The 25,860-nt window shown below is 68.5% G+C and carries 21 protein-coding genes and 1 pseudogene; 11 read left to right on the top strand and 11 right to left on the bottom strand.

Annotated features, from left to right (window positions below):
• Positions 1-252 precede the first annotated feature (252 nt).
• Positions 253-3,720, bottom strand: coding sequence for an NACHT domain-containing protein (locus ABD691_RS11760; RefSeq protein WP_344679614.1), 3,468 nt, complete (start codon positions 3,718-3,720; stop codon positions 253-255).
• 150 nt (positions 3,721-3,870) lie between these two features.
• Between ABD691_RS11760 and ABD691_RS11755 the strand changes: the two genes are divergently transcribed.
• Positions 3,871-4,161, top strand: coding sequence for a hypothetical protein (locus tag ABD691_RS11755; protein WP_344679613.1), 291 nt, complete (start codon positions 3,871-3,873; stop codon positions 4,159-4,161).
• 23 nt (positions 4,162-4,184) lie between these two features.
• Here the strand turns inward: ABD691_RS11755 and ABD691_RS11750 are convergent, their stop codons facing one another.
• The 7 genes from ABD691_RS11750 to ABD691_RS11720 form a co-directional block, all read right to left on the bottom strand.
• A complete protein-coding gene (locus tag ABD691_RS11750; RefSeq protein WP_344679612.1) occupies positions 4,185-4,586 on the bottom strand; it encodes a VOC family protein in 402 nt (133 codons plus the stop codon).
• A gap of 64 nt (positions 4,587-4,650) precedes the next feature.
• On the bottom strand, positions 4,651-5,637 hold the full coding sequence (locus tag ABD691_RS11745; protein WP_344679611.1) for a glycerate kinase family protein: 987 nt from the start codon (positions 5,635-5,637) through the stop codon (positions 4,651-4,653).
• Positions 5,634-6,617 (bottom strand): 2-hydroxyacid dehydrogenase, encoded by a 984-nt coding sequence (locus tag ABD691_RS11740; RefSeq protein WP_344679610.1) that lies wholly within the window; start codon positions 6,615-6,617, stop codon positions 5,634-5,636. Before ABD691_RS11740 ends, ABD691_RS11745 begins: the two co-directional genes overlap by 4 nt.
• Positions 6,614-7,555: a beta/alpha barrel domain-containing protein gene (locus tag ABD691_RS11735; RefSeq protein ID WP_344679609.1), complete on the bottom strand. Its 942-nt coding sequence runs from the start codon at positions 7,553-7,555 to the stop codon at positions 6,614-6,616. Before ABD691_RS11735 ends, ABD691_RS11740 begins: the two co-directional genes overlap by 4 nt.
• A complete protein-coding gene (locus ABD691_RS11730; protein WP_344679608.1) occupies positions 7,552-8,784 on the bottom strand; it encodes a CaiB/BaiF CoA transferase family protein in 1,233 nt (410 codons plus the stop codon). The genes ABD691_RS11735 and ABD691_RS11730 overlap by 4 nt, the downstream gene beginning before the upstream one ends.
• Before the next feature lie 29 nt (positions 8,785-8,813).
• Positions 8,814-10,160, bottom strand: a complete 1,347-nt coding sequence (locus tag ABD691_RS11725) for a GntP family permease (protein WP_344679607.1) — start codon at positions 10,158-10,160, stop codon at positions 8,814-8,816.
• Positions 10,161-10,278: 118 nt separating this feature from the next.
• The gene (locus tag ABD691_RS11720) at positions 10,279-11,091 is read right to left on the bottom strand and encodes an IclR family transcriptional regulator (RefSeq protein WP_344679606.1); all 813 of its coding nucleotides are present in this window, start codon (positions 11,089-11,091) and stop codon (positions 10,279-10,281) included.
• 265 nt (positions 11,092-11,356) lie between these two features.
• On the opposite strand from ABD691_RS11720, the gene ABD691_RS11715 reads away from it, so the two are divergent.
• The 10 genes and pseudogenes from ABD691_RS11715 to ABD691_RS11670 all read left to right on the top strand — a co-directional run bounded on the left by ABD691_RS11715 (position 11,357) and on the right by ABD691_RS11670 (position 22,919).
• Positions 11,357-12,448, top strand: a complete 1,092-nt coding sequence (locus ABD691_RS11715) for a serine hydrolase domain-containing protein (RefSeq protein ID WP_344679605.1) — start codon at positions 11,357-11,359, stop codon at positions 12,446-12,448.
• A 145-nt stretch (positions 12,449-12,593) separates the two neighbouring features.
• On the top strand, positions 12,594-12,725 hold the full coding sequence (locus ABD691_RS11710; protein ID WP_344679604.1) for a hypothetical protein: 132 nt from the start codon (positions 12,594-12,596) through the stop codon (positions 12,723-12,725).
• An 18-nt stretch (positions 12,726-12,743) separates the two neighbouring features.
• Positions 12,744-13,496 (top strand): lipase family protein, encoded by a 753-nt coding sequence (locus ABD691_RS11705; protein ID WP_344679603.1) that lies wholly within the window; start codon positions 12,744-12,746, stop codon positions 13,494-13,496.
• 240 nt (positions 13,497-13,736) lie between these two features.
• Positions 13,737-13,973: a hypothetical protein gene (locus tag ABD691_RS11700; protein WP_344679602.1), complete on the top strand. Its 237-nt coding sequence runs from the start codon at positions 13,737-13,739 to the stop codon at positions 13,971-13,973.
• Positions 13,974-14,029: 56 nt separating this feature from the next.
• A pseudogene (locus ABD691_RS11695) lies at positions 14,030-14,239 on the top strand (helix-turn-helix domain-containing protein); the annotation flags it as partial.
• A gap of 255 nt (positions 14,240-14,494) precedes the next feature.
• Positions 14,495-15,457, top strand: coding sequence for an iron-siderophore ABC transporter substrate-binding protein (locus ABD691_RS11690; protein WP_344679601.1), 963 nt, complete (start codon positions 14,495-14,497; stop codon positions 15,455-15,457).
• 326 nt (positions 15,458-15,783) lie between these two features.
• Positions 15,784-18,228 carry a PEP/pyruvate-binding domain-containing protein gene (locus ABD691_RS11685; RefSeq protein ID WP_344679600.1) on the top strand — a complete coding sequence of 815 codons (2,445 nt, stop codon included), beginning with the start codon at positions 15,784-15,786 and terminating at the stop codon, positions 18,226-18,228.
• Positions 18,229-18,590: 362 nt separating this feature from the next.
• A complete protein-coding gene (locus tag ABD691_RS11680) occupies positions 18,591-19,997 on the top strand; it encodes a TrkH family potassium uptake protein (protein ID WP_425565045.1) in 1,407 nt (468 codons plus the stop codon).
• Positions 19,990-20,664 carry a potassium channel family protein gene (locus ABD691_RS11675; protein ID WP_344679599.1) on the top strand — a complete coding sequence of 225 codons (675 nt, stop codon included), beginning with the start codon at positions 19,990-19,992 and terminating at the stop codon, positions 20,662-20,664. Before ABD691_RS11680 ends, ABD691_RS11675 begins: the two co-directional genes overlap by 8 nt.
• A 242-nt stretch (positions 20,665-20,906) precedes the next feature.
• A complete protein-coding gene (locus tag ABD691_RS11670) occupies positions 20,907-22,919 on the top strand; it encodes an oxygenase MpaB family protein (protein ID WP_344679598.1) in 2,013 nt (670 codons plus the stop codon).
• A gap of 127 nt (positions 22,920-23,046) precedes the next feature.
• Here the strand turns inward: ABD691_RS11670 and ABD691_RS11665 are convergent, their stop codons facing one another.
• The 3 genes from ABD691_RS11665 to ABD691_RS11655 all read right to left on the bottom strand — a co-directional run bounded on the left by ABD691_RS11665 (position 23,047) and on the right by ABD691_RS11655 (position 25,843).
• Positions 23,047-24,015 carry a hypothetical protein gene (locus tag ABD691_RS11665; protein WP_344679597.1) on the bottom strand — a complete coding sequence of 323 codons (969 nt, stop codon included), beginning with the start codon at positions 24,013-24,015 and terminating at the stop codon, positions 23,047-23,049.
• Positions 24,016-24,100: 85 nt separating this feature from the next.
• Positions 24,101-24,991, bottom strand: a complete 891-nt coding sequence (locus ABD691_RS11660; RefSeq protein WP_344679596.1) for a helix-turn-helix transcriptional regulator — start codon at positions 24,989-24,991, stop codon at positions 24,101-24,103.
• 156 nt (positions 24,992-25,147) lie between these two features.
• Positions 25,148-25,843 (bottom strand): SDR family NAD(P)-dependent oxidoreductase, encoded by a 696-nt coding sequence (locus ABD691_RS11655; protein WP_344679595.1) that lies wholly within the window; start codon positions 25,841-25,843, stop codon positions 25,148-25,150.
• Positions 25,844-25,860 lie beyond the last annotated feature (17 nt).

The following is a 25,860-nucleotide window of genomic DNA, read 5'->3' as shown; positions in this document are numbered from 1 at the left end:
GTTGTACTGCTCTCAGCGGTAGCGGACAACACCTAGTTTCCTGGGGTTTCTCTGTTTATGCTGGTGGCCGCCTTGTTCGGTCATAACTGGGGGTCAAGGGGTCGTGGGTTCGAACCCGCCGTCCCGGCGGTCGCAACAGCCCGGCCACCAACACCCCCGCATGCAGCCCGTCCGCTCTCGCTCCGGGGCGCGGAGCGCGATCTGCTCGGGCACCCAACACAGCACCGGGCTGCTCGCAAGGAGGAATTACGGCTAGCCGCGGACATCCCAGGTCTGTAGCACCAGATCAGTCATCATCGGACCGTCTCCTGTGCTGTGGCTGCCCCCAGTAAACGAGTAAACACCCACAAGAGTTCTTCCGTCCTGGCTGAAAGCCACCGCGCTGTACTCACCGGGAACGCCAAGCACCTTGGTGTTGCGTGGTGTTTGATCGCCGCCGAGTTCCTGCACCTCGTCCGCACCGGCCCGGGCGAGGCGAACCCGGTTCTCGGAGAAGACGGCCAGGCCGCATGGCATTGGCGACTCGGGAATGCACTCGACATCGGGGACCGTGCGCGTGAGCGTTCCGGTATGCACGTCCCGAATCTGCAGAGTCGATCCCCCGGCCTCGGTGTCACCGCCGTAGCGGGTGGTGATTGTGGCAATCGTGCGGAGATCCGGACTGAACCAGCTCCAGGACTCCTCGTCAAATTCATCCGTGCTCACCGGCGGTGCACTGTGCGGGAGGACTTGGACGGGTTGGTCGGTGTGGACGTTCCACAGGGCTACTCCGCGTTCTTCATCCCTGATCGCGAGGACTTCACCGTCCTGGCTGAATCCGATCCCTCTGATGTTTCCGGGGTAGTTCAACAGGCCTGGCGTGTGCAGTCGTTGACCGGTGCGCGTGTTCCAGAGCTCCAGCTGAGGAGCTCCGGCGTAGCCGAGCACCGCGAGCAGGTCTCCGTTCGGGCTGAGCGACAAGAACTCGCCGCTGGCCACGGGAAGAAGACGGGTCACCCGACCCTCCGACAGCACCGCTGTTGCGTCGCCAGCGATCACGACGGTGCCACCGTCACGACTGGACGCCGCCTTGTCCAGCACCCCGACATCGTAGAGCGTGAAAGCCGCCACGGTTTGTGGACCGTGAGGCGGGTAGAGGAATGTAAGGGTACCGGCGAGGACGCCGATTCCGAGGGCAGTGCTGACCACGCCTCGCCAGGACGTGCGCTGGAGTGCGGTCGAACCCGGCGCACCGCGGGAGTTCGCCGTCAGGGCGAAGCGGGGCAGGACCTTCCCTTCTGCCCCTCGTTCGGCCAAGTGCGTTCTGAGCCTGTCGTGCCGGAATTGGTACACAGCTCCGACCTGGCGCAGGAGCTCGGCCTCGTGAGCCCTGCCGAGAAACCGAAACAGACGCCAGGGCAGGCATCCCCAGGCGGCAAGCCACAGCCGAGCGATCGTGTAGGACATCCACGCGTTCCCGGAGCCGAAAAGCACAACTGCGGCGACCACGTAACCGATCCCCAGCGGGAACAGCACGTCCGGCCACTGCAACCCCTCCTCGGAAGAAACCGAGGCCAGAACCGACACGGCAAGGATCGGCGCGCTGCTGGCTCCGACCGCCCCGAACAGCGCTGCGCGATCCTTGCCGAGAACCGTGCGCGGTGAACGAGCCGCGTGCTGCACGTCGGGAGTGGTCACCCACCGCGCCACACCAAGCGGAAGCCCGATGAGCAACGCGAAAACACCACTGATCACGCCGACGCCTTCGGGTTCGGACCCAGACCCACGGACGGCACCGCTGGTTGCCTCGATCACGAAGACAAAGCTGATCACGACAACGGCTCCGACCGCCGCGCCTACGACGAGATTCGGTATCAGCGTGCGGAGCCGAGGCGTGCTGCGCTGCGGCATCCCCCCGTGGCGCACCCACAGCACGTTGGCGATCAGACTGACCGCCAACACGACGGCGCCCACTACGACCAGCGCGTCCCGCAACTGCCTCGTCTGCCACGAAACCGCGAGAGAGACCACGGTGCCCTCTGCCGCCTGCGGATCAGCTGTGTAAGAGATCAGCAGGGCGCCAGTGGCGATCACGCAGAACGCCGTGACAAAAGCAGCAAGATCCCGCAATACGCCACCGAGCACCGCCCGCACAGGCCGTTCGGAGGGCCCCACGGCGTACGCTGAACGCCCCAAATTCAGGCCGATCATTCCGGCCACCGCCAGGCAAGTCACCAGCAGAACGGGGAACTCGATCTGATATCCGAGGTCGGTGACGATGCCCAGCACGAGGACTGGCGTAGCCGCGACGCCCGTCAGGACTGCCGCCAGTAGCGCGATCACCCACCGGGGAACGGCGCGGGCGAGCTGCCACCACTCGAAGTTGGTCGTCCGAATCCGATCGTGGAGATGGTGCGAGAGGAAAACAAGCCACCGCCGCGCCTGCTTCCACTCCCGTTCGTCCTCGTAGGTGCTGGGAATGAGTTCGTCCAGCAGGTGCCGCTCGGCGGCCGCGAGGGTGGCGAACTCGGTGAGCCGCTGCGGTCTGCTTTCGGTTCGCCGGTAGACGCGGCGCGCCAGGCTGAGCATCAGCGGGGTGGACAGCAGACTCGCGGTGTTGCCGTCCGGATCGTTCTCCATCGCCGTGATGACGGAGGCCCAGCGGTTCGAGTCCTCGATCTCAGCCTGCTCCAGGTAGATCTTCGCGCTGTCGACGTCGATGGGGTCGATCTCGACGACCGCCGCGTGCGACAGCGCCCCGTTCTTCCGTACGGCGCGCTCGAACTCGTTGCTGCGGCAGGTGATCACCATCTGGAGACCTGTGGCGGCGGACCGGTCGAGGTCGGGCAGCGCCTCGTCCAGCCGCTGCGCGTGGATCTCGTCGAGACCGTCCAGCACCGGGAGGATCCGGCCCTCGTCGAGCAGGAGCCGCGCCTGCCTCCGGGACAGCACCGGGTAGTCTTCGCTGATCCTCCTGGCGATCCATTTTTCGACAGGTTCACGGCTGTTCCAGTCGGCCGCCGTAAGCAGCACTGGGACCGGAGCCGAGGATTCCAGTTTCTCGATGAAGGCGAGGGTGAACAGTAGTGCCAGGGTGCTCTTGCCGGCGCCCGGTTCACCGAGCACGACCAATTGCTCGCCTTCAGTCCGGCGAAACGCCTCCACCAGGGCATGGGCGGCGGGGCGACGATCTCCGGTGTCCTGCACAAGTTCACCCCGCTGAAACGCAAGCCCGGCATCGCCGTCGGACGCCGCCACCCGCACCCGGCGAGACGTCGGCCGCCACCGCAAGCGCAGCGGCCGAGGTTGCTGCAACCTCCGCCTTCCCAGCTCGTCCAACCACTGACGGCGAACCTGGCTTCGGAGTGAGGACAACGCTTCTTCCGGCACACGGCCCTGAAATCCCGCGCGACGGGCACGACGGAACAGCCACCAAAACGCCGGCAATCCCACCGTGAACACGGGCCCGGCCAGCAAAACGACCTGCCACCACCCAGGCGCCCGCTCACCGGAAAGCACGACCAGCAGCAGGCATGCCAACAAGATCAGCCACACCACGACCGCACCGGCCCACCACTGCCAACCGACCGTGTAGTGCTGGTGGACCCCGCCCTCGATGCGGCCGGCTTGCACCACCGGTCCGTGTACCTTTCCCCCGACCGCGTTGTGCACCTCTGGCCTGGCGGAGCTGCTGTCATACCGCCCCTGCACCGCTTCGCCCCCATCGCCACTGCCCGTCATGAGGCCACCATGATAGGGATCACGCCCCTGCGCCGGGAGCACAATCACTGCCAAATCGGCCAACCGACGGAGAAGCGGGCGGCGGCCGTGGATGAGAGTCCTTTCACCGGGGTCTCACGGTGTGCTCACGGCCACAGCAGAACGTGGTGGGTGGAGTTGGAGCGGCTTCGCCTGGCGTTCTCGGAGGTTTTGTTGCATACCTTGCGGATTCTGTCCTTCCTGTCGATCCTCGGTGGTGTTGTGTCGGCGGTTCTTGTGTGGTCGCACGGTCATCCGCACGAGTGGTGGTCACTGTGGACACTCACCGACCTCTTCGTGGTGATTCTGGTGCTTCTCGGCTTGCGATACGTGAACCGCCGGGTCAACGGGGTATCGCCTGCAACCCGCCTGAGGCCGATCCTGGCGGAGCCGTGGAAGTGTGCCCGTGCGCATCGGCGTTAAGTGCGTCGGTCGGCCCTGAGCCATCATGAGTGCGGCGGCGTGGTCGACGTGTAGTTGCTGATCTCGATCAGGTTGTCGTCCGGGTCGCGCACGTAGACGCTGACGATTGTGCCCACTGCGCCGGTTCTTGTCACGGGGCCTTCTTCGATGGGTACGCCCGCGCTCTCTAGTTCCGTGACGATCTGGTCGAGTGGGTCGTCGGCGACGAAGCAGAGGTCGGCCGATCCCGGTGTGGGACGGTGCGCTTTCGGCTCGAACTCGTTGCCCGCCTGGTGCAGGTTGATCTTGGAGGTTCCGAAGCTCAGGGCCTTCCGGCCACCGTTGAAGGTGGTTTCCTCCATGCCGAGGACTTGGGTGTAGAAGGCGATGGTCCTGGCCGGGTCGGCCACCGTCAGGACGAGGTGATCAAGGTGGTTGATTCGCATTGGGCATCCTCCTTGTGGCCTGGCATCCACAGCCAGGCGGTGCTCTGGCGCAAGTCGGTGCGGATCACCCGGGCTCGTCGCCCGAGCCGACCAGTTCCCGGCCGATCGTCCGCCCCGCCGCCCGCATCGCGGGCTCGTCCCCGGCGATCAGGATCTGCCGGAACTCCTCGTGGAGGCCGCCGAGATCGGCGCCGACCGAGCCCACCACGGCGAATCGCGGAACTGATCGGGAACGTGCGAGCAACGCGGAGACGATCTTGCCCTGGCCGCTCTGGGAGTCGATCCGGCCCTCACCGAGCACGACCGCGTCGGCTTGCGCGAGGTGCTCGTGGGCGGTGAGGGCGTCGAGGACGAAGTCGGCGCCTGAGACGAGTTCGGCGTCGTGCTCGGCCCACATTGCGCCCGCGAAACCGCCGGCCGCACCGGTGGCGGGCACGTGCGAGGGGTCTCGGCGCAACAGGGTCGCCGTCTCGCGCAGCCGTTGCTCCAGCACCGCGACCTGAGCCGGGCTCGCTCCTTTCTGCGGGCCGAACACGCGTGCCGCGTCGGTGTAGGACGTGGTCACGTCGGTCAAGATCGTGAGCGACGTGCCACCCAGACCGCCGCGTTCCTCCAGCGCGCGAAGCGCTCCGACCCCGCCGTCGGTGGTGGCCGATCCGCCAGTGGCCACCACGATCCGTTCGGCGCCGTGCCGCACAGCCGCGGACATGAGCATCCCGACGCCGTAGGTGTCCGCAGCGATCGGATCGCGGAAGCCGTCGTGGGGTGCATCGATACCGCAGACGCTGGCCAGTTCGACGAAGGCCGTTCCGGAGGCCGTGACGGCAAAGGCGCCCTCGCAGGCCGCACCCCACGGGTTTCGGGCCGTAGCGGGGACGAATCGCAGGCCCAGCGGTTCTGCGAGCACGTCGAGAGTGCCCTCGCCGCCATCGGCGACCGGCATCAGCACCGGATCGGTACCCGAATCGGCCAGGCCGCGACCGACCGCTTCGGCAACCTGGCGCGCTGTGTAGGTGCCCTTGAAGCTGTCCGGGGCGATCAGAACCTTCACGCTCCCCACACCTCCGGGTTCACCGCATGCTCGGGCATGTCACCGCGCGCCATGGCGATCGCGTTGGCGGCGCACAGGCGCGCCATCGTGGCGCGCACCGAGCGAGTGGCGCTGCCCAGATGCGGAAGCAAGGTGGTGTTCGGAAGTTCCGCGAGACCTTCGGCCACTTCGGGTTCCTGCTCGTAGACGTCGAGACCGGCACCCGCGATCTCGCCGTCGCGCAGCGCGGTGACCAGCGCCCGCTCGTCCACGATCGGCCCGCGCGCGGTGTTGATCAGATAAGCCGTGGGCTTCATCGCGCGCAGGGTGTCGGTGTTGACGAGGTGGTGGGTGTCCGCGGTCAGCGGGACGTGCAAGGAGAGGAAGTCGCTGGTGCGCACGATTTCGTCCAACTCGGCGAACCGCACCCGCCCGGCGAGCGGACCGAGATCGTCGTGGGGAACCGGATGGCGGGCGGTGTAGTGCACGGTCATGCCGAACCCGAGGGCGCGTTCGGCCGTTGCCCTGGCGATCCGGCCGAAGCCGACCAGGCCCAGTGCGGCGCCGGTGACGTCGGAGCCGAGGAGCAGTTCCGGTTGCCAGCCTCGGAACTGGCCGCTTCGCAGGTATCCGTCGGCTTCCACGCAGCGTCGGGCGGTCGACAGGATCAACAGCATCGTCACGTCCGCGGTCGCGGCGGTGAGGACACCAGGTGTGTTGCAGACGAGGATGCCTCGGTCGGTCGCCGCGGTGATGTCGACGTTGTCGTAACCGACGGCGAAGTTGGAGATGCCGCGAACCGTGGCGGTCGCGAGGGTGGCCTTGTCGAGCACGTCGGTCAGCTGTGCGACGACGATGTCGTGGCCACCGGAGGAGCATGCGGTGGTGAGCTCGTCCGCAGTGAGCTGCCGCTCTGGCACCACGACCTTGCCCGCCGCCCGCAGCATGTGCATGCCGGGCTCGGGCAGTGGCGTGGTCACGAGGAACGTCGGGTCGGTCATCGGCATGCCTCCTTCTCGTGCGCGAGCGCCCACGGGAAGGCGGTGGCGCTGGAACGGGCTCCTTGCGCGGCGCGGGATCTGTTCGGTTCGCCGAGTTCGTCGAGGAGTTCGCCGGAGAGCTCGACTATCCGGGCGAAGGTGTCCGGCGTGAGCCAGTCCGGGCGAAGCGCGAACAGCAGGTCTTCGGTTGCCGCGTTGCCGCTCGCGCCGGGAGCGAACGGGCATCCGCCGAGACCGCCGAGCGCGCCGTCGACCTCGCCGGCTCCGGCTGCGGCGGCGGCCAGGGAGTTGGCCACGCCGAGCCCCCAGGTGTCGTGTCCGTGGTAGACGATCCGGCGTGGCGGCGTGTGCTGGACGATTCTGGTGATCAGGTTGCTGACCTGTGTTGGGACGGCTTGGCCGAGGGTGTCGCAGACGACGATGTCGGCGGCGCCGCTCGTGCGGGGGTCGGCGGCGATGTCGAGAACTCGCTGCTCGGGAACGAATCCGTCGAAGGGGCAGGTGAAGGCGGTGGCAATGCACAGCTGGATGCGTCCACCCGCCGCATGAGCGTGCTCGACCGCCTGTGGCATGGCAGCCAGGCTGTCCTCTGTGGAGCGTCCGATGTTGGCCTTGTTGTGGTTGTCGGAGGCCGACAGGCAGTACTGGAAGTTGACCGCTCCGGCCTGGACCGCGCGTTGCACGTGGCGCGGGGTGGCCACCCACACCCAGCAGCGGGCGCGTTCGTCGGGGGTCAGCTCCTCGATGACTTCGAGCGTGTTGGCCATGGAGGGCACGAGGTCGGCGCGCGCCAGCGAACCGACCTCGATGCTGGGGACGCCGAGCCGCAGCAGCTCCCGGACGACCGCCACCTTGCGCTCGGAGGACAACTGCTTCCCGGTTAGCTGCAGGCCATCGCGCAACGTCACGTCGCGGAGGGTGGTCTCGGGCTTCGTCACTTCCGTGCCTCCTCGATCTGGTCGGGGCTCATCCCCAGCAGCGAGCCGAGCACCTCGTCGGTGTGCTCGCCGAGCGCGGGCCCGGGCGAGCGCAGTGGCAGCGACGTCGGGCCGATGACCGGTACGACACCGGGGAATCCGACCTCGACGGGCTGTCCCGCGCCGGTGTCGACCGCGAGTTGCTGGATCATCCCGCGTGCCTGGTACTGCTGGTCGGCGCAGATGTCGGCGGCCGTGTAGATCGGCCCCGCCGGCACCCCCGCGGACTCCAGGGCCTCCAGCACGTCCGCGCGGGTGCGCGCGCTCGTCCACTCCTCGATGGCGCCGTCGAGCTCGTCGCGTCGGGCCCATCGCCCGGCGTTGGTCTGCAGACGCGGGTCGTCGGCGAGGTCGGGTCGGCCGATGGCTTGCATGTACCGGCGGAAGATCGAGTCCCCGTTGCCTGCGATGACCACGCTGCTGCCGTCGCGGCAGGCGTAGGCGTTGGTGGGGGCGATGCCTTCCATCCGGCCGCCGACGCGCCGGCGCCGCACGCCGTGGGCGAGGTAGTCGGGTACCAGGGACTCCATCATGGAGAAAACCGCTTCGTACAGCGCGATGTCGACGATGCGGTCGGTCAGCGGTGGGCGCGGCTGGTCAGCGTTGCGCATCGTCGCGCGTTGCAGGAGCGACACGACGATGCCGAAGGCGGCGTGCAGGCCCGCGATGGAGTCTCCTATGGACACTCCGACGCGCGAGGGCGGACGGTCGGCTTCGCCCACCAGATCTCGAAGCCCGCCCATCGCTTCGGCCACCGCGGCGAAACCGGGACGGTCGGCCAGCGGACCGGTCTGGCCGAAACCCGAGATGCGCGCCAGAACCACATCCGGGTTGGCGGATTCCAACGCCTCGGGTCCCAGGCCCCACCGTTCCAGCGTTCCGGGGCGGAAGTTCTCGATGACGACGTCGCAGTGGCGCACCAGATCCAGCACGACGGCGCGTCCCCGGTCGGTCTTCAGGTCCAGCACGACGGATTTCTTGTTGCGGTTGATGGTGTGGAACAGCATTGACACCGAACCGGCGTAGAGCCGCCAGTTCCTCAGCTCGTCACCGGTGCCCGGGCGTTCCACCTTGACCACCTCGGCACCGAAGTCGGCCAGCATCCTCCCGGCGGTCGGAGCGGCGATGTAGTTGCCGAGTTCGAGAACGCGCACGCCTTCCAACGGGAACCTGGTGCTGTCGTCGCGCATTTCTTCCCTTCCGCGATCGGGTTTCGGCGTCACAGGACGATGCTCAGCGCGAGGATCGGGCCCATCGCCACGACGGAGGCGACGGAGACGCCGACCGAGCACGTCTTGAGAGTCCCGCGAGTGGTTTGCCCCAGCAGTGACTGCAGGAGCCAGAACGTGTTGCTGGTCAGGTGGACCATGAACAGGGATCCGGCGCCCGCGGCCAGCGCGATCAGCACCGGGTTGAGGCCGAGCACCGGTGCGACCGGTGCGAGGAGCCCGGCCGAAGTGATCGCCGAGATCGTCACCGACCCGACCGCGACGTGCAGGACTGCCGCCATCAACCAGACCAGGAGCAGCGGTGCCCAGGTGTTGGCGGAGAAGTACCTGCCGAGGATGTCGCCGAGCCCCGTCAGCGCGATGACCCCGGCGAGGCAGCCACCGACGCCGTTGAGCAACAGGATCTGACCGCTGTCGCGCAGGCCGCGTCCGAGCGAGGCTTCCACAGTGGACTGTCCGATGAGTCTCCGGCCGATGAAGCAGGTCCCGATCAGGCCGAGCATCAGGGCCACGACGGGGTTCGACAGGAAGGACACCACCGGGTTCTTCCACTCGAGCACGTCGGCCAACGCTCCGCCGGCGATCAGGAGCAGGGAGACGAGCAGCGGCGTGAACAGCACCAGGAGCGGCGCCGTCCGCGGCGCACCCGGGTCATCGCTGCGGGTCGCGGGGGCCGGCTCGGCGTCTGGTTGCGGCAGTTCGTCGACTTCCGGCTTCCACCAGCCGCGGGTGAACACGAACGTCATCAGGGAGATCGAGATCGCCACGGTCGGGATGACCACGATGAGGCCGTAGAACAGGTAGGTGCCGAGCGGGACGTGGAGCAGTGCGGCCAGCGCCAGGGCGCCGACGCCGGGCACGGTGAACACGATTCCGCATTCCAGGCCGATGGCCAGGGCGGTGGCCATCCGCGCGGTGCCGAAGCGCCCCAGCTTCGGCGCGATCGCCTTCGCCAGCGGTGCGGAGATCACCAGCAGCACGTCGAGGAAGATCGACTGCAGGAAGGTGGCGATCGTCAGGGCCATGGCGTGCGGGATGCGCTGCGGACCTGCGGCTCGCAGCAGCGCTTCCACCAGCCGTTCGATGGCGCGCAGGTCGCGCAGGACGGCGCCGATGAGCACGCCGAAGGCGATGAGGAGGCCGATCTCGGCCATGATGTCGCCGAAGCCGTCGGTGATCGCGGTCATCGTCTTCTCGACGCCGAGCCCGGCGGAGAGCCCCAGGTAGCAGGAGCCCAGGACGAGGGCGACGACCGGGTTGAACTTGAACCTGATGATCAGCACCACGATGGCCGCTACCGCGACCGCGGTGTTGATCAGAATTGCCGTGTCAGACATGAGCGCGTCCGTTCGTCGGTGCGTCGTTGCACCCCCCTGCGCGGACTGAGCAGGTGGATCGGTGGCTCATATTATGAACATGAGCCCACAATGCGAGTCAACGCTTGGACGGACAGACTCAGGACGGGTAGCGGCCACCGACGGCGCGGGTGATCTCCTCGGCGTGCTCGACCAGCAGGTCGACCCATTCGACGCATTTCTCGTAGGGCATGCGCAGGGTCGGCCCGTGGATCATGAGCGCCCCGATCAGGTCGCCCGCGGAGTCGAACACGGGTGCCGCGAGCCCGGAAGCGCCGTCGATTCGCTCGCCGACGGTGATGGCGTAGCCCTCGGACCTGGTGTCCTTGATCAGCCGTCGCAGTTCGTCGGGGTCGGTGACGGTGCTGTCGGTCAGCTGCGGAAGCTCCGCCTCCAGAACCCGCTTGGCCAGGTCGGGGTTCCACGCCAGCAGCACGCGCCCGGCGGAGCCGACGGTGAGCGGTGCGATTTTGCCGACCGACATCGCCCGGCGCAGGGCGTGGTGGGTCTCGGCGACGGCGATGCACACCCGCTGGGTGCCTTCCACCCGGAAGAGGCACGCGGTCTCGCCGGTGGCATCGCGGAGGTTCTTCAGCGCGGGGTTGACGACTTCGAGCACATCGATGTCCTTGGCCGCGGCGCCCGCCCAGTAGGCCATCCTGGCTCCGATCCGGATCTTGTCCTCGGCGCGGTCGAGGAACCCGTGGGCGACCATGTTCGTGACCAGGCGCTGCACGGTGGACGTGGGAAGTCCGGTCCGCTGCTGGATCTCGCGCAGGGTCATCGACGGCCGGGCGAGGGTGAACGCGTTGAGGATTTCCGCGATCTTGCTCAGGACCAGCAGCGGAGCCTGCCTCCCGCCGTTGTGCGCCTCGGCGGCGTTCGGCGCGGACTTGTCTCGGGCAGCAGCCATGTCCTGAAGGTACGACAGGGCCTCCGCGTGTGTGGAGCGTACGTCCGGATCGCCCTCCTCATCCGCTGTCAGATCCGGGAACTCCGCGCGCTCACGACGATGACAAATTGATTCCTCGGGTGGACGGTTTCCGCTTGTGGTGTTGACACGGATTTCCGGGCGAGCCCACCCTTTTTCCTGAATTCTCGGATTTGACCGGACCGGAGGGACAGTTGTGCCTTTTTCCGCTCGTCGTAGGGTTGCGTCCGTACTCGCCGCCGTGGTGATGACAGCCAGTGCGGCTGTCGCGTCGAGCGGTTCCGCCTTCGCCGGACCGGTGGGCGATGACCCGTATCCGGGTGCGGAATGGGAACGCGGCGATCCCGTCGCGGCCGGGTTCGATCCGGCGAAGCTGGCCCGGATCGCCGAGGAATTGAAGGCGGACAAGTCGAACTGCCTTGCGGTCGTCCGGCACGGGCGGCTGGTCGCCGACTGGTATTGGAACGGCACCGGTCCGGAATCCGCCCAGGAAGTCTGGTCGGCGACCAAGTCGGTGACGAGCACCCTGGTCGGCATCGCCGAGGCCGAGCACAGGCTCGGCATCGAGGACAAGGCGTCGAAATACGTTCCCGCCTGGGCCGGAACCCCGTCGGCCGAGGTCACGGTCAAGGATCTGCTGAGCAACGACTCCGGCAGGCACTGGAGGAGTGCCTTCGACGACGCCGTGGCGGTCTTCGCCGCACAGGACCGGACCGCGTTCGCCGTCTCCCAGCCCCAGGATGTCGCTCCCGGCCAGTTCTGGGCCTACAACAACACCGCCATCCAGACCCTCGACGCCGTGCTCCAGAAAGCCACCGGGGACAAACCGATCGACTACGCCCGGAAAAAGCTCCTCGAACCGCTGGGCATGAGGCACTCGGAGATGACCCGGGACCAGGCAGGCAACACCAACACGTTCATGGGCCTGCAGTCGACCTGCCAGGACATGGCCCGGTTCGGCTACCTCTTCCTGCGCAACGGGCACTGGGACGGCACCCAGCCCGTGCCCGAGCAATGGGTCGTCGACGCCACTGGAAAGCCGTCGCAGGACATCAGCGCCGCGTACGGGTACCTCTGGTGGCTCAACCGGCTCGGCCCAGTGGCCACCGTGCAGAATCCCATGACCCGCGAGGAAAGCGCCCAGGCTCCGCACACCCAACTCGTCCCATCGGCTCCGCAGGACATGTACTGGGCCCTCGGCCTCGGCGGCCAGATCGTCCAGGTCGACCCCGGCTCCGACACCGTCGTCGTCCGGCTCGGCCCCGCAAGCCTGAACAGTCCGTCCGCCAGCCCGGCGAAAACCGCCAGGATCGTCACCGAAGCGCTTGTCCGGCCATGAAACATTCGCAACGGCACCACCTGTCAATAATCCGGAGGCGCATTCTCGCTGGCGTTTTCCGTGGCGAGATGGGTGGTGTCCCGGAAATGGTTGGTCAACATCGATTTGTAGTGCCCCACGCCGTCAGGGGAATGGGAGGGCGCTCATGCGTAGTTCGTATCGGTACGTGCTCGCCGTGGTGGTCGCATTGCTGACCGCGGTGTCGCTGGTTCCCTCGGCCGCAGCGTCCGTGCGGCGGCGGAGCAGTGGCCGCCGGGTACCGGTGCGGCGCAGCTGATCGACTATTGGTCCACCGGTGCGGGTGGGGCGCCCACGCCGGTCAGCGGTGCGGTGTACGTGCCCTCGGGCCAGGCCCCGCCGGCGGGTCGCGGGCCACGGCGTGACCGACATGGTCCGTGCCGCCCGGGCTGTTGTTCCGGCGTTGTCGAAGCGCTGGTTCGTCGCCGGCCAGTCCCAAGGCGGGCACGCCGCGTTGTTCACCGCGAACCTGGCCACGGAGTACGCGCCGGAACTGGACTTCCGCGGCGCGGTGGCGCACGGGGCGCCGGCCAATCTCGCCGGACTGGTCTCGGTGATCGGACCCTCGTTCCCGCCCGTCCTGGGCGCGGAGATGAAGACCTACGTCGCCTACATCCTCGCCGGGTTGCAGGCGTCGCGACCGGACTTCGACCTGCAGTCCTATCTCACCCCGCTCGGCCGGTCCGTGGTCGCCGACGCCGCCGAACTCTGCTACGACGACATGGCAACGCGGATGAACAACATCGAACTCGGCGAGATGTTCACCAAACAGCTCGGCGAGCCGTTCCGCCAGGCGTGGGACGCGATCTACTCGATACCGACCACCGGCTACCACCGGCCGTTGTTCATCGCCCAGGGCGAGAACGACACGACTTCGCTGCCGGCCCTGACGGACAAGCTGGTCGAAGACCTCGCCGCGAACGGGCAACCCCACACCTACCGGACCTATCCCACCGGCCACCTCGGTACCCCGGAGGCCGCGCTGTCCGACACCACCGCGTTCGCCCGCCAGCTGTTCGCCGGGCGATGACCGGGCGGCGCGGGCGATTGCGGGGTGAGGACAGTAGTGGCGGCCCGTGACTGGGTGATCTCCTCGTGCTGAGCGGCCAGGCGGGACAGCGCCTGGGTGCTTCGCGAAACCCGGCGCGCCGCCTCGACGATCGCCCGGCGCTGGTCCGCTGTGCCTGGTCTCCGCAGGTTGTTCCGTCCGGCGGCTTGTCGTGGTGGTTCGTGCGTGCCAATGTCGATCGGGGCTTGCGTTGGGGGATCGATGGATGTGGGCGGATTACTTCTGGTGTTGTGGCTGATCGTCGTTGTCAGCCTTCCGTTCTGGCTGGTGTGGCTCCTAAAGCGTGACCTGCGCGATATTCGGCGACCTCGCAGGAAGAAGAGGCGCTCGTCCGGCGCGGAAAACGACATCACGTGGAATGCCTTGACCATCGATGGCGGATGGAGCGGCAGCAGCAGCGACTCCGGCGGCGGAGACTCCGGAGGTGGCGGAGACTGACCGGTCTTACATCCCAGCTGATCGCGGGGCCGTAGGAGTTGGAGGGAGTGCGTTGCTGGATTCGGCAACGCCGCCTGGAACGCTGTCGGCGTGACCTGACCAACCCGCACCTGCGCCAGCGGCCCGTACACGCGATCGCGGCCCGCTGGGGATTCACCGACCCGGCTCACTTCAGCCGAATCTTCCGCGCGGCGTATGGACTTTCGCCCAGCGACTACCGCCACAACGCCTTCTCGCGCGAACAGACAAGCACACCGCGCGAATAGCGCCATCACGGTGACCGCGCGCTCGCCTGACGGCGCAGTCGAAGCGATGTGCGATCGAGCGGGGCTCTGGTGAGCCTGACCTGCTCCGAGCTGATCCGTTCGATGCCACCCCGGGAGGTCGCGGCCACCATCCAGACCTGGCGCCTTACGGACCTGCCCTTGATCAACAACCCAGGGGAGGGGCTCGTTCCCGTCCAACCTCCACGTGGTTAGCTTAGGCTAAGCACACAAAACGTCCGCCCAGGAGGTCCTGCGTTGACGACTCGGCAAGGCGGCTTCGCGGCGGCGGTCCTCGGCCTGCTCCTGCTGGTCACCTCGTGCGCGAGCCCCGGCGGGCCCACCGGGGCGGACGGGCCTTCCGTGGAGACCATGTTCGGCCGGGTGACCGTGCCCGCGAGGCCGCAGCGGGTGGTCGCGCTCGGCTGGTCCGACGCCGAGACCGCGCTCGCGCTCGGGGTGGAGCCGGTCGGAGCCAGCGACTGGCAGGGCTTCGGTGGCGAGGGCGTGGGGCCGTGGGCCGCGGGCCGCTACACCCGGCCGCCGGTCCAGCTCGGCACGTCGGAACCCAACTACGAGACCATCGCCGCGCTCAAGCCGGACCTGATCCTGAACACCCGGTCCTCCGGATCACCGGGGCAGAACGAGATCCTGTCCAAGATCGCCCCGACCGTCGGCCCGCCACCCGGCACCGTCGCCTACGGCACCGGGTGGCGCGAGCAGATGCGGCTGGTGTCCCAGGCGCTCGGCAGGCCCGAGCAGGGCGCGGACCGCATCGCGGAACTGGACCGCCGGTTCCGGGACGCGACCCGCGCCCACCCCGAACTGGCGGACCGGACGGTGGCGGTGGCCGCCTACTACGGAAGCAAGTGGGGCGCCTACCTCACCGGCGATCCCCGCGTGGGGTTTATGACCGACCTGGGCATGCGCAACAAACCCGAGATCGACGCGCTGGCCAACGGCAACTTCTACGTCGACGTCTCGCCCGAGCGGCTGAGCCTGCTCGACGCCGACCTCACCGTCGCCTTCCCGATCAGCGCCGACGCCCAGCGGCTGCGCGAGGACCCGCTGCTCAACCAGATCCCCTCGGCCCGCGACGGCCGACTGGTGGTCCTCGACGACCACACCCTGGCCATGGCGTTCTCGTCCGGCTCCACGCTCGGCATCGGCTACGCCGTCGAGCACGCCGCACCGCTGTTCGCCGCCGCCCTGCGGCGGTGATCCGCCGTCGATGGTGCCGGTGACCGGGTCTGCATTGGACGAATTGGCGAACACGAGGAACTGAGCTGGAAGGGGAAGGCCGAAGCCTGCGAGCCCGGCGATGATCAACGCGGCCCCGCTCAGTAGCCCGCGTGCGGTGGTCAGGGTGAAGGTCTTCGCGGCGTCACGGTGACGGCGCCCTTCGACGAACGTCTTCTGAGAACTCTGAAGGTGGGCTATGGTTTCCTGACCGGCCTGTAGGGCCGGTGGTGTGCCGGGAAGCCTGGTCGGCGTGGCGGAACAACCCAGCTCCGAAGGGGTCTGTCATGTCGATGGGTGGGCGTTTGGTGATCGCTTTGTCCGAGGTCGATGCGACGAAGGTCGATCTGGTGGGCGGCAAGGCCGCCGGGCTCGGTGAGCTGATCAGGGCGGGCGAACGGGTGCCGGATGGCTTCTGCCTGACCACGGAAGTCTCCCGGGCCGGAACCGTTCCCGAAGCCGAACTCGTCGACGCCTACCGCAGGCTGTGCGGTGGTGCCAATGGTCGGGTGGCGGTGCGTTCCAGTGCCACCGCGGAAGATCTGCCCGGGGCCAGCTTTGCCGGACAGCAGGACACGTACCTCAACGTGTCCAGTGCGGCGGAGCTGATCGAGGCGGTTGGCAAGTGCTGGGAGTCGCTGCGCTCGGAGCGCGCCATCGCTTACCGGGAAGCCAACGATATCGATCACGACGCCGCCAGCATGGCGGTCGTCGTGCAACGCATGATCGACCCGGTGGCGGCAGGGGTGATGTTCACCGCGAACCCGATCACCGGCACGCGCACCGAGACGGTGGTCGACGCCGTTGCCGGGCTCGGCACGGCCGTGGTCGATGGCAGCGCGGCGGTCGACCACTACGTGCTGGGCGAGCGCACTTCGGTCGCCCCGCACGGTTGCCTCGACCGGCCACGCCTCGACGCGTTGCGCGCGGCGGGTCAGCGGGTGCAGAAGCATTTCGGTTCGCCTCAAGACGTGGAGTGGGCCATCGACGCCGAGGGCGTGCTGTGGCTGCTGCAATCGCGCCCGGTCACCACGCTCTTCCCGCAGCCGCCGGACACCGGTCTTCCGCAGCCGCGGGTGCTGATGGAAGTCGGCCACATGCAGGGCATGCTCCGACCGTTCACCCCGATGGGGATGTCGGCGATGAAAGTGGCCACGGCGATCGCCTTGGAATCCTATGGCGTCAAGGTCGATCCGGCCGACGGGCTCAAGAGGATCGTCGATGTCGGTGGCCGGATGTACATCGACTTCACCGATCTTGTGCGCAGCAGGCTGCTTCGCAAGCGGTTGCCGGAGGCGATGAAGGTCTATGGCTACCGGGTGTCGGCCGCGGTCGAGCGGGTCCTGGAGGATCCGCGCTTCGCGGCCCAGCCGGGCCTTCCGTTCCGGGTGCGTTCGGTGGTCGCAGTGCTGGCGCGGGTGGTCCCCGGATCCGTCGCCGGGTTGGTGTGGGCGCTGGCCCGCCCGTCCCGGGCGGGGGAGAAGATGTTCGTCCTGGCAGCGGAGAGCGAACGCTTGGCCGCGACGCCGGCCGGAGTGACTTCTGCGGCCGAGCGGCTGCGCTGGAGTGCGGAGCTGCAATCTCCGGTCATGAGCGGGGCCATGCTGAAGGCGCTGCCCGCGCTGTGGGCGGGCATGCTCGCCAGCCGGGCGCCGACCGTGCTGCTCAAAGGCATTGCCACCGACGGCGAGATCGCCTCGGTGCTCAGCGGAATGCCGCACAACGTCACCACCGAGATGGATCTGGCCCTGTGGCGGCTGGCTTCGGCGGTGGGCCCGCACCGCGAGCTGCTGCTGAACACCGCACCGGATGAACTGGCGGCGCGGTACCGGCAGGGGACGCTGCCCGACATCGGCCTGGGTGCGTTCCTGGCGACCTACGGGCACCGCGCCGCCGCCGAAGTCGACATCGGTGTGCCGCGCTGGGCCGAGGACCCCACGCTGGTGTTCGCCACGATCGCCAACTACCTGCGGGTCACCGACCCCGAGCAGGCCCCGGACCGGAAGTTCGAGCAGGCGGCGGAGAGAGCCGAGGCGACCATCGACGAGCTGATCGCGCGGGCGCGTCGCAGCCGCCCGGTCCGGGCCCGCCTCGCCGGGTTCCTCATGCGCCGAGCTCGTGCCCTCGCAGGGCTGCGGGAACTGCCCAAGTTCATCTGGCTGTACTCGCTCGCCGAGATGCGCAGGCAGATCCTGCTGGCCGGAGCGGAGCTGGCCGGACGCGGACTCCTGGATCGTGCCGAGGACATCGTGTTCCTCGATCTCCGGGAGGCGGAGGCGGTTGCTGGGGGAGAGGATCTCCGGGAGCTGGTCGCCTCGCGGCGCGCGTCCTATGCGCGGGAGACGAAGCGGCGCAACGTTCCCGGTGTGCTGCTTTCCGACGGCACGATCCCGGAAGCCCTGGCACCACCGGTCACCGCCGAGGACGGGACGCTGGTCGGGATGCCGGCCGCACCGGGCCGCGCGACAGGGCGGGCGCGCGTGATCCACGATCCCGCCGGTGCCTATCTGGAACCCGGCGAGATCCTCGTCGCGGCGACCACCGATCCCGGCTGGACACCGCTGTTCATGACAGCGGGCGGACTGGTGACCGAGACCGGTGCGCCGATGGCCCACGGCCCGACCGTCGCCCGCGAGTACGGCATACCGGCCGTCATCTGCGTTCGCGACGCCACCGAGACGATCCGAACAGGAGAGTTGATCACAATCGACGGGGCTGCGGGAACGGTACGACGCGACGCCGACGTCGCCTGAATTTCCGGGCCGCAAGTGGTCGGTAGACCTGGCCCACGATTCACCACGCGCAGCTCGATCTTCCCGGCGTACTCACGTCGTTCATCGGGACCCATCCGATCGGGTACTTCGTTGACCTCGCCGACCAGACTTCCCGGCACACCTGTACGAGAACTTTGCGCACGACGCTCCGCGCATTTCTCCAGTGCGCCACGGAATCTCCGCACCGGCGGCGCTCAGGTGTCGCCGACGCCGCGGGCGACGATCTGAGCGGCCCCGCGTCCTGGCGCCGAACCCGGCTTGGCTCCGCTGACCTCGGCCGATGGTGCATGGCATAGTTGCTCGCCGCAGCTGTCGCTTGCCCGACTGGAGCACTGGAGATTGTGATCGTTCGCCTGGGATCGCGTTGGAGGCCGGTCGCGTCGGCTCGCGACCTGCTGTCAACGCGCCGTCAGCACCGGCCCGGGGCGAAGCACCCGGCCCGCCTGATCGTCGCGGGCTTCGGTGTGGTGCTGCTGGTGGGCACGGTGCTGCTGATGCTTCCGGTCGCTGCGGAAAGCGGTGAGGCCACTTCGTTCGTCGCGGCGTTGTTCACCGCGACCTCGGCGGTGTGCGTCACCGGCCTCGTCGTGGTCGACACGCCGACGTACTGGTCGGCCTTCGGGGAAGCCGTCCTGCTCGCCCTCATCCAGGTGGGCGGGCTCGGCATCATGACGCTGGCCTCGCTTCTCGGGCTGCTGGTCGCCCGGCGCCTGGGCTTGCGGTTGCAGCGCGGCGCGCAGGAGGAGACGAAGAGCGTCGGTCTGGGCAGTGTGCGGCGCGTCGTCGTCGGCGTCATCGCGACCAGCTTCGTGGTCGAGATCGCCACGGCGGCTGCGCTGACGGCCCGCTTCGCCATCGGTTACCACGAGCCTGCGGGCAGGGCCGTCTACCTCGGTGTCTTCCACGCGGTGTCGGCGTTCAACAACGCCGGATTCGCTCTGTACACCGACAACCTCGTTCGGTTCGCTGCGGACCCGTGGATCAACGTCCCCATCATGGGAGCTTTCGTACTCGGTGGTCTCGGTTTCCCGGTGTTGTTCGAGATCGTCCGCCACGTCCGTGGGAGAGCCCACCGGTGGTCGATGCACGCGCGCATCACGTTGACCACCTACGCCGCGTTGTCGTTCGTCGGCGTGGTTGCCATCACCGCGATCGAGTGGAGCAATCCGGACACGCTCGGGACTCTCGGCGTCGGCGGCAGGCTCGTGGCCGGGATCTTTCACGGAATGACACCGCGCACGGCGGGTTTCAACTCGGTCGACGTCGGCGAGATGCACCCGGCCAGCCTGATGATCACCGACATCCTGATGTTCGTCGGCGGAGGCAGCGCAGGCACGGCCGGTGGCATCAAGGTCACGACCTTCGCGCTGCTGGCCGCTGTCATGCTGACCGAGGTCCGCGGCGACACCCACGTGCACGTCGCCGGGCGCAAGCTGCCCGCCGCTGTGCACCGCCAGGCGCTGACCGTGGCACTGGCGGGTGTCGGCCTCGTGTTCGTGGCGACCGTCGTGCTTCTGCTGATCAGCCCGTTCGGGCTGGATGCCGTCCTGTTCGAGTCGGTCTCGGCTTTCGGCACGGTGGGAATGTCCACCGGTATCACCGCCGACCTCCCCGAGGCAGCGCAGCTCGTGATCATCGTGCTGATGTTCGCCGGTCGGGTCGGCCCCATCACCTTCGCTTCCGCGCTCGCCCTCCGCGAGCGCGAGCGCCGCTACGACCTCCCGGAGGAGCGACCCATTGTTGGCTAAGAAGGATTCGCCCAAGCGGGATTCGCGCGTTGTCGTGATCGGGCTCGGCCGGTTCGGCAGCTCGTTGGCGATGAAGCTCGTCGAGCAGGGGTGCGAGGTGCTGGCACTGGACAGCAGGCCGCACATCGTCCAGCAGCTTTCCGACGACCTCACCCACACCGCCGTCGCCGACAGCACCGATCCGCAGGCCCTCCGACAACTCGGCGTGCTCGACTTCGGGCGCGCGGTGGTGGCGATCGGCACCGATCTCGAAGCCAGCATCCTGACCACCTCGCTGCTGTCTGACTTCGGCATCCCGAACATCTGGGCCAAGGCGGTCAGCCGGCAGCACGGCCGCATCCTCGAACGCGTCGGTGCGCACCGGGTCGTGCTACCGGAACACGACATGGGCGAACGCGTGGCGCACCTGGTGACCGGGCGCATGCTGGACTACATCGAGTTCGAGGACAACTACGCCCTGGTCAAGACCCGGGTGCCGATGCTGGCAGTGAACCGGCCCTTGGGCGAAACCAAGGTCAGGAGCCAGTACGGGGTCACCGTCGTCGGGGTGAAGCGCCCCGGCGAGGAATTCACCTACGCCACGGCCGAAACCGTGCTCAACGAAGGCGACATCATCATCGTCTCCGGCCGGGACCGCGACGTCGAACACTTCGCGAACCTGGAATAGCGGCCTTCCGCTCAACCCCGTGGTGTTCCCCGAGCACCAGACCCACCAGCTGATCAAGATGATCTACGCCCGCCATACGCGCAGTTTTCTGAAACGAGTTGGAAATCTGCTATGGCGGATTTCTTGTCACGACGTTGATACTCCGCTGAAGGCCAATTCTATTGCGTGGTCGGAATTCTGCCGTTGACTTTCGGCATTGCGCGGGTGCGTGGAACACTCGGCCCAATCTGTTGGGAGGTACCATGAACGTGCCGGAAACGACAACGGAGCACTCCGACAGGCGACTGCGCGTACCGCAGGCACCGGGCAAGGCGTTGCATCCCGCGGTGCGCGATGGCCTCTTCGTTCCACTCGCGCTGATGTGCGCGTTGGTGTTCCTCGTGCTGTACGTGGGCAGCGGCGCGACGGATGTCTGGTTCGCGTGGACCATGGCGAGCCCGCTCACGGCGGCCACGGTAGGCGCCGGTTTCGGCGCTGCTGTCGTGCTGCTCGTGCTGGCCGCGCTGGAGCCGGGCTGGACCAACGCCCGGATCGCCGGCGTCGCCCCGCCCGTCCTGGCCGGTGGCAGCCTGCTCGCCACCACGCTGGGCGACGGAAACCTCAACCCACCTCGCGACATCGCCGTCGCCGGCATCTCCGTCACGGTGTCCGTCAGCGACGTGTGGCTGCTCGGTCTCGGGCTCGCCCTGCTGCTGACGGTGGTAACGGTGCCGGCGCAGCTCACCCGCCGGGTCGAGGTCGAAGGTGCGCGCACCGCGCCGATCCCGGTATGGGCGCGCATCATCGCCGCTCTGGAGGGGATCGGGCTGGTGGGCGCCGGAGTGGCTTTCTTCGCCCACCCCGAGGCATTCGGAGCCTGGTGGCCCTGGCAGGTGAACGTGCTCGACCTCCGGGAACTCGCTGCGTGGATGGTCACGATCGGTGCGCTGATCCTGTACGCCACGGCGGAGGGCGACCTGCGCCGCTCCTCGGCCGGCCTGGCCGCGCTGGTCGCGTTCGGGGCTCTCGCACTGATCGCCGTGCTCCGCTATTCCGGTGACCTGCGCTGGGAATCGCCGTCGTCCTGGATCTTCGTCGCGGTCGCGGTACTCCTGCTCGGCACCGGCGCCCTCGGCTTGGCACTGCTTGCCCTGCTGCGGGGCCTGTTGCCGATGCTGACCGCGGTGACCGGCGCCGAGGACGCGAGCCCGCTGAAGCTCGCGCGCGGCGCCCGCTCGACGATCGAGCCGCACGCCGACAACGGCTTCTTCGGTCCCGATTCGGTGACCTGGAAGGTCTGGACGTACCCGACCTCGCTGACAGTGGGTTTCCAGCGCGCGGTCGTCGTCGAGGAGCTCGACCCCGCACTGCTGGCCGCCGTCGACGCGACCAAGCAGCTCCGCACCCGCCCGCGTACCCGCTACGACCGCACGCTGCGGTACTTCGCGATGGTCGCCTTCGGCAGCACCCGCGACACCATGAAAGCCGCCGACGTGCTGGTCAAGGTCCACTCCGCGGCAATCGGCACCGAGCCGGGCAGCGGCGCCCGCTACGACGCCAACGACCCCCAGTCGCAGTTGTGGATCCACCTGACCGCCTGGCACTCGATCCTGTACGCCTACGAGAAGTACGGCCCCGGCAAGCTCAGCCCGCGGGAGGAGGCCCGGTACTGGGCGGACTGCGCCGCCGCGGCGGAGCTGCAGACGTGCGACCCCGCTGACATCCCCCGCGACCGCGACGGTGTCCGCGCCTATTTCGAGCGGATGCGCCCCCACCTGGTCGGCTCCCCGGTCGCACGTTCCACAATGGACCACCTGCTGCACGCCGAAGTGATGCTGCCGCCGATACCCCCGGTGCACTGGCCGGCCACGCTGGTCGTCACCACCGCCCTGCGCATCGCCACCATCGCGACCATGCCGCGCTGGATGCGCGAACTGTCCGGTATCCGCCAGAACCGCTTGCTGGACCTGCTGATCGTGCCGGTCATGCGAATCTCCTTCCGCCTGATCCGGATCAGCCGCTGGCTCCAACTGGGCGCGCTGCACGTGCTGTCCCCGTCGACCACCCGCGTCGTGGCCCCGATCCTGCTCGGCATCCCGGCCGCCACCGACGAGACGCTCACCCCCGCCGAGGCACGCGAACGCTACGGATACCCCATGCCCGCACAAGCCCATCTCGAGCTTCGAGCCAGGCAGTACAAGCGCGTGTTCGCCGACCGCAGCACGCCCAGCGACGTCGGCCTGGTCGAATCCGAACAGATCCTCGGCACCCGCTGAGCCTGTGCAGGCCAGGAAAACGGGTTCCCCACGGCACGACGCGGTCGCCGCCGTTGGGAATGCCGCGACAGCCGAGGGTCGAAGACGCAACCCGCCACGCTCTTCGGCCCGGTGCCGCGGAGGCGTCTCAGCCTCGCCGCAGTTCCGCGAGCATCAGGGTCGGGTCGTTCCCGGCCAGGTTGGCGCCGTTGGTCACGTAGGCCCGATTTCCTCGAACGGCGACGGCCGTGGTCCCCTGCAGGCCGTCCTCGGCGTCGAGCAGGGTCTCTTGGGTGCCGTCCGCGCCCACCCGCACGAGTTTGCTGGTCTGGTTGATCGCGGCGAGGATCTCGGTGTCCCGGCCGGTGAAGTCGAAGTCGTCGATGCCCTCCAGGCCGGTGGCCCGGACCTCGGCGCGCCCGGAGCCGCCGCCCTCGGTCACCGGGATGCGGACGATGGTGCCGTGGTCGGAGTTGCTCGCCCACACGGCGCCGTCGTGGATCTTCAGGCCGTTGGCGCCGAAGAAACCAGCGGGTGCCAGGGCCGGGTCCGCCGACCACACGGAGGCCTCGCCGCCGCGCAGCGGGGCCTGCCAGATGCGCCCGCCGGTGGAGTCGGTGACCAGGAAGCGGTCCCGCCTGCCGTCGATGACCAGTGCGTTCGGCATGGTGTCGGCAGGCAGCGGCACGACGAGCCGGGGCTCACCGCAGCGGCGGATCTGCCAGATCCCGGTCAGCCCGCCCTGCCCGGAGGAGTAGAGGAAGTACAAGGCGCCGCTGTCCGACCGGGCGACCCCGGTGACCACGGGGATCCCGATGACCGGGGTGGTGTCGCCGCGGGGAGGTAGTGGCATGGTGGTGAGTACCTGGACGACCCCGTCCGGCGCGACCCGCACCACCTGGCGGGCGGGGATCATGCCGATGACCACGCCTCCGTCGGGCTCCAGGGCGATGCTCTCGGCGACCTGGCCCACGGCCCGGTCGAAGTGGGCGAGGACGCGCACGTCGTCGAGGCGAGTGCCGGAGGCGTGCTCGGGGTGCGTCGGGGCCGCGACAAGCAGGGCGGCGAGGCCGAGCGTGGCGCGCCGCCACAGTCCGGTGGGTCGGTGGCCGGGCATGGTTCTCCTTCGGTCGTGCGGGATGGAGCCCTGGGCAGGACGGGGTGCCCGCCGGGGCCGTCGGGAGCGTGCCGGTGGTGCCGGGCTAGCCCGGGAGGTGCCGGTCCGTCCGCGCTTCGCCGCGCGGGTCGGTCCCGGGAGGGGTGAAGCGTTGCTGGCCGAGCACGGCAAGCAGCTCCAGCTGCGAGACCGCGGCGCTGCCCGGCGCGGGTGAGTACACGATCAGGCGCTGGTCCTGCCGGGCCGTCGCCAGGATGTCGAAATCCAGCTCGATGAGCCCGACCGCGGGATGCAGGATGCGCTTGCGGTCGCTGCGACGGACCGCAACGTCGTGCTGGGCCCAGAGCTCGGCGAACTCGGCGCTCTCCGCGCGCAACGCCCCGACCAGCTTGCCCGCCACGGGATCAGCCGGGCGCGCCGCGAGGGTCGCCCGCAGATCTTCCACCTGCGCACGGCTCTCGTGCTCGTGGTCCTCGGCGGGATAAAGCCCGCGCATCTCCGAGCCGGTGAACCACCGGTAGGTGCAGCTGCGGGCGAGGCCGCGGAAATGGGTCTGCTGCCCCACCAGCGCATCCGCCATCGGGTTCTGGGCGAGCACGATGTTCAGGTCGGAGGCGATCAGGGCGGGCAGGCCACGCAATCCGTCCAACAGCCGGAGGAGACCGCGGCTGACGTGCTCGTCACCACCGATGCGAGGCGGAGCGTGGTGACCGGCGAGGCGGAAGAGATGGTCGCGTTCGTCGATCGTCAGCCGCAGCGCACGGGCCAACGCGGTGAGCATCGCGACCGACGGCTGCGGGCCGCGTCCCTGCTCAAGCCTCGCGTAGTAGTCCGGTGACATGCCGGCGAGCTGGGCGACCTCGAAGCGTCGAAGCCCCGGCGCACGACGCCGCCCCCCGGCCGGAAAACCGACGGTCTCCGGCTGAAGCAGCGCACGTCGGCGTCGGAGGAAGTGCGCGAGTTCGTTCCGTTCCACGCTCTCAGGATGATCCTCGGGCGGAAGGACAACCAGGACTCGTCGATACCACCTTCACCGGGAGCGCCGAGCATGCGGGACACGCGGGCCTCGCGCCTCCAACAACACCCCGGAATCCTCGTCCGTTCCCGGCACGGACGAGGATTCCGAGGTGGATCACCAGGCCACCGGACCCTGACGGTCGCGGAAGGTCCCGGTCGGTCCGTCCGCCCCGATGGTGGCGAGTTCGACGATCGCGTCGGTCCCCTCGGTCACTGTCTGCGGGCCGCTGTGCCCGTTGAAGTCGGTCGCGGTATAGCCCGGGTCGGCCGCGTTCACCTTCACGTCCGTCCAGGCCTTCGCGTACTGCGTGGTCAGCATGGTCACGGCGGCCTTCGACGATGTGTAGAGCGGCGCGACAGCCCTCGACTCGACGCGCTCGGCGTCGTGGGTCAGCGCGAACGACCCCATGCCGCTCGACACGTTGACGATGACCGGGCTCGCGGACGTGCGCAGCAGAGGCAGGAACGCGTGCGTCACCCGGACGATCCCCACGACATTGACCTCGAACACCGCGCTGGCGTCAGCAGCCGTTATCTGATCGGCGGGGTTGTGCGTCCCGAGGACACCAGCGTTGTTGATCAGGACGTCGATGCCCCCCTCGCGAGCCTCGACGTCGGCGGCGGCCGCAGCCACCGACGCGTCGTCCGTCACGTCGATTTGGACGAAACGGGCACCGAGTGCGTGGGCGGCTGCCTGGCCGCGCTCCGGATCGCGAGCACCGACGAGGACGGTGTGGCCGGCCTCGATCAATCGGCGGGCGGTCTCGTACCCGAGGGATTTGTTGGCTCCTGTGATGAACGTTGTTGTCACGTGCTCACTCTCGGTCG

It is taken from the genome of Saccharopolyspora taberi, from assembly GCF_039534165.1.
In the GTDB taxonomy this organism is placed as follows: domain Bacteria; phylum Actinomycetota; class Actinomycetes; order Mycobacteriales; family Pseudonocardiaceae; genus Saccharopolyspora_D; species Saccharopolyspora_D taberi.
This window is presented reverse-complemented; position numbering and strand designations above follow the sequence as displayed.

Excerpts from the sequence above, each read along its gene's own strand:
- ABD691_RS11760 (WP_344679614.1), bottom strand. The coding sequence starts at position 3,720 with ATGACGGGCAGTGGCGATGGGGGCGAAGCGGTGCAGGGGCGGTATGAC.
- ABD691_RS11750 (WP_344679612.1), bottom strand. The coding sequence starts at position 4,586 with ATGCGAATCAACCACCTTGATCACCTCGTCCTGACGGTGGCCGACCCG.
- ABD691_RS11740 (WP_344679610.1), bottom strand. The coding sequence starts at position 6,617 with ATGACCGACCCGACGTTCCTCGTGACCACGCCACTGCCCGAGCCCGGC.
- ABD691_RS11730 (WP_344679608.1), bottom strand. The coding sequence starts at position 8,784 with ATGCGCGACGACAGCACCAGGTTCCCGTTGGAAGGCGTGCGCGTTCTC.
- ABD691_RS11725 (WP_344679607.1), bottom strand. The coding sequence starts at position 10,160 with ATGTCTGACACGGCAATTCTGATCAACACCGCGGTCGCGGTAGCGGCC.
- ABD691_RS11720 (WP_344679606.1), bottom strand. The coding sequence starts at position 11,091 with ATGGCTGCTGCCCGAGACAAGTCCGCGCCGAACGCCGCCGAGGCGCAC.
- ABD691_RS11715 (WP_344679605.1), top strand. The coding sequence starts at position 11,357 with ATGACAGCCAGTGCGGCTGTCGCGTCGAGCGGTTCCGCCTTCGCCGGA.
- ABD691_RS11710 (WP_344679604.1), top strand. The coding sequence starts at position 12,594 with ATGCGTAGTTCGTATCGGTACGTGCTCGCCGTGGTGGTCGCATTGCTG.
- ABD691_RS11700 (WP_344679602.1), top strand. The coding sequence starts at position 13,737 with ATGGATGTGGGCGGATTACTTCTGGTGTTGTGGCTGATCGTCGTTGTC.
- ABD691_RS11670 (WP_344679598.1), top strand. The coding sequence starts at position 20,907 with ATGAACGTGCCGGAAACGACAACGGAGCACTCCGACAGGCGACTGCGC.
- ABD691_RS11665 (WP_344679597.1), bottom strand. The coding sequence starts at position 24,015 with ATGCCCGGCCACCGACCCACCGGACTGTGGCGGCGCGCCACGCTCGGC.